Annotated in this window: 3 protein-coding genes; all 3 read right to left on the reverse strand. The window is 69.3% G+C overall.

What is annotated here, in order from left to right; all coding sequences use genetic code 11:
• The coding region (thrC, locus tag ACR9ZJ_RS19025; RefSeq protein WP_481288650.1) for a threonine synthase at window positions 1-993 on the reverse strand (993 nt) is incomplete at its 3' end.
• 2 nt (window positions 994-995) lie between these two features.
• A complete protein-coding gene (locus tag ACR9ZJ_RS19030) occupies window positions 996-1946 on the reverse strand; it encodes a homoserine kinase (protein ID WP_481282268.1) in 951 nt (316 codons plus the stop codon).
• Window positions 1940-3088: a homoserine dehydrogenase family protein gene (locus ACR9ZJ_RS19035; RefSeq protein WP_481288649.1), complete on the reverse strand. Its 1149-nt coding sequence runs from the start codon at window positions 3086-3088 to the stop codon at window positions 1940-1942. The genes ACR9ZJ_RS19030 and ACR9ZJ_RS19035 overlap by 7 nt, the downstream gene beginning before the upstream one ends.
• Window positions 3089-3644: the final 556 nt, after the last annotated feature.

Raw genomic sequence — 3644 nt, forward strand, 5'->3', positions numbered from 1 at the left:
GATGCCGGCGTCGTCCACGCTTTCCGCATGGCCATTGAGTCGCGTCGCCGTATCGCCACCGAAAAGATGGCGGAGCCGTTCGAAGTTGCTCGGGGCGCCGACGTCCATGGCATTGGCGATGGTCGGGATGGCGTCGCGCGCACGATAGGGACGGCCGGCGAAGAATTCCGGCAGGGTCTCGTTGGCGTTGCAGGCGAAGGTCACTTCGCCGATCGGCAGGCCGATCTCGCGCGCCCAGAGGCAGGCGACGGCGTTGCCGAGGTTGCCGGTGGGCACGATGGTGTTCATGCGCTCCCCCGCGTGGAGCGAAGCGTGGCCGAAGTAAGCCATCTGCGGCAGCAGGCGGCCAAGACTGATGCTGTTGGCCGAGGACATCGGCACGTCGGCTTGCAGCGTCGTATCCCCTAGCGCTTCCTTTACCAGTCGCTGGCAATCGTCGAAACTGCCTTCGACGCGAAGGGCGCGCACGTTGCCGCCGAAGCTGCCGAGCTGGTGCGCCTGGCGCGGTGACACGCGGTTGTCCGGATAGAGAATCGCCACGCGCACGCCCGGCAAGCCGTGGAACGCGGCCCCGACGGCTGCGCCCGTATCTCCCGAGGTGGCGACGAGGATCGTCAAGGGCCGCGTCGTGTCACGGCGCAGGCGGATGAGGCAGGCGGCGAGGAAACGCGCGCCGAAATCCTTGAACGCGGCGGTGGGGCCGTGGAAGAGTTCAAGCAGGTGCGCGCCTTCGATGCGCAGTTCGCGTCGTGGCACGGGAAAGGCGAAGGCCTCGGCACAGATGGCGGGCAGTTCATCGGCCAGGGGATCGCCTTCGAAGAACGGTTCCAGCATGCGCTGCGCCGTCCCCGCGAGGTAGCCCTCGAGCGGCGGCAGGCCGATCCTCGGCATGGTTTCGGGTACGTAGAGGCCACCATCGGGCGCGAGGCCGGCGGCGATGGCATCGGAAAGGCCGACGGGCGCGGCGCCGCCGCGCGTGCTGACATAACGCATGCTCACAGCACTTTCGCGGCAGGGCCGTCGATCGGGGCGACCAGCATGTCGCTGTCATGGCCGGCGGCCTTGAAGGCGGCGCGCATGTCCACCGCTGCCGCCTCGGCCGAGGCGCGGTCCTCGAACCAGCCGAACACGCTGGGCCCGGCGCCGGAAATGCTGGCACCGAAGGCGCCGTGGTCGAGGGCGGCCTGTTTCACCTGGGCGAAGCCGGGGATCAGGGGTGCGCGTCGCGGTTCCACCAGTACGTCGGATAAGCCCTCGCGCACCAGCGCCGCTTCGCCGCGGTAGCAGCCCGCCAGAACGAGGGCCAGGTTGGCGCTTTGCGCCACGAATTCGCCCAAGGCGTAATGACCGGCGAGTGCGGCACGCGCACGCCGCGTCTCCAGCACCACGTGCGGATGGACGAGCGCGCAGTGCCAGGCGGCCGGCACCGGGATACGGACCAGGCGGGAGGTCGTGGCCAGCACGAGGCCGCCGACCAGCATCGGCCCCAGGTTGTCGCCGTGGCGGCTACCGCTGGCGACGACTTCACCATCGAGGGCGAAGGGGTACAGGGCCTCGCGCGACAGGGGCTCGTCGAGCAGCGCGTTCGCGGCGACGACGGCCGCCACGCAGGATGCCGCCGAACCGCCCATGCCGGAGCCCAGGGCGATGCCCTTGTGCAGGGTCAGCTCGAAACCGAACGGCAGGTCCAGCGCATGCAGCATCGATAGCAACGCCGCACCGGCCGTGTTGTCCGGCGCGTGCAGGGGCAGGTCGGTCACGACACCGTCGATGGCGGCGATGCGCACGTCTCGCTCGGGTATCCGGCGCACCTCGGCGCGGTCGCCGGCGCCCGCGACGGTATGGCCGAGGATATCGAAGCCGATGCCGACGTTGCCGACACTGGCGTATGCCTCGGCCACGGCGACATCCGCACGGGCCAGGGGCGAGGATTCTTCTTTCAGCATGCGCACCGTTTTACTCCCATCGCGCCCGCCACGCGCAGCAGGTCGGCGAATACCGCCGCCGCCGTGACTTCCGGACCGGCTCCCGGCCCTTGGACGACCAGCGCATTGTCGCAGTAACGACGCGTGGCGAAACGGACCACGTTGTCGGTGAGCCGCGAGTGGGCGAAGGCATGCTCGCGGTCGATCGCCTGGACGCCGACCGACGCCTGCCGGCCATCGAGCCGCGCCACATGGCGGAGCACGTGGCCCGACGCTCGCGCTTCGGAAAGCAGGGCGGCCATCGGCGCATCCATGCCTTCCAGGTTTTCCATGAATTCCTCGCGCGAGCATGCGGCGAGGTCGGCGGGGATGAGGCTGTGCACGGCAACGTCCTCCAGCGAGAGCGCCAGGCCCGCTTCGCGCGCGAGGATGACGAGCTTGCGTGCCACGTCCGTGCCGGACAGGTCGTCGCGAGGGTCGGGCTCCGTGTAGCCCATGGCATGGGCTTCGCGGACGAGGGCGGAGAAGGGGATCGAGCCGTCGAAACGGTTGAACAGCCATGCCAGGGTGCCGGAAAGCATGCCTTCCACGGCGGTGAGTTCGTCGCCCGTGTCGATCAGGTCGCGCAGCGTCTGCACGACCGGAAGCCCGGCGCCGACCGTGCCTTCGTAATGAAGGCGCGCACCGCTGGCGCTCGCCGCGCCGCCGATCCTGCGCCAGCGTTCGAGCGGTCCGCTGGCGGCACGTTTGTTCGGCGTCACCACATGGATGCCGGCGGCGAGCCAGCCGGCATAGTGGTCGGCGACCACGTCGCTGGCACTGCAATCGGCGAGGACGGCCGCTTCGCCACGTTCACCCGCGACGTAGGCGGCGAACTCGTCCAGTTCCGCGGGGCGCCAGGTCTGCGCGCCGTGCGTGCGGCTGTTCAAGGCGTCGTCGTCGCAGTCGAGCCACATGTGGCGGCTGTCGCTGACTCCGCGCAGGCGCAGTTCCAGGTTGCAGTCGCGGAGCAGGCGCGGCGCCGCCAGCCGGAGCTGGGTGAGCAGGGCGCTACCGACCTTGCCGGGGCCGACGATGCCGATATTGACGACGAATGGCGGGACGACCGCACGCAAGGGCGCGGCACGGAGTGGTGAACGAGGTGGTGCGACAGCGATGGACACGATCAAAGCCTCCGGTGAGAGGCCCTTCGATCACGTCAGGTGGGTTGTCGGCTGATGGTCCTGGCGCCGGTCCCGTCCTGCGGGAGGTCGGGGCCGGCAGCGACAAGGGAACTAGGCGCGCGCGAACTCCGATCCTCCGACCAGGGTAGTGGTCGTGGTGGTTGTAGTCGCGGTGGTGGACAGGGACGCGAGCACGCCGGCCGTGAGGGCCGTGATGGAGCGCAGCGCTGGCGTGATGGGATGCATGGCTCGACGTTATGCCGGGGGCGAGGGGGCTGTCAAGCGTGGCGAGGGTGGCTGGATGGTCTAGGCGGAGAGGCGTGGTGGTTTCGCGGACCCAATCGCCGACAGGGTCGGCTCCCACTAGGCATGGGCAACAAGGGACGCTCGGCTGAACAGGTGAAGGCTGTGGTGTAGTGAAGGCTGTGGTGTAAAGGCTGTGGCGGGAGCCTGAAGGCTGTTGTGGGGGCCCCATAAGACGGGCTACCCCCGCAGCCGGGCCGGGCGCGGCCAGCAACCAAAACCCCCGAAACCGCACCCACACCACACCCGCGAC

This window comes from Luteibacter sp. KNZ12-1A, from assembly GCF_056755675.1.

Excerpts from the sequence above, each read along its gene's own strand:
- ACR9ZJ_RS19030 (WP_481282268.1), bottom strand. The coding sequence starts at position 1,946 with ATGCTGAAAGAAGAATCCTCGCCCCTGGCCCGTGCGGATGTCGCCGTG.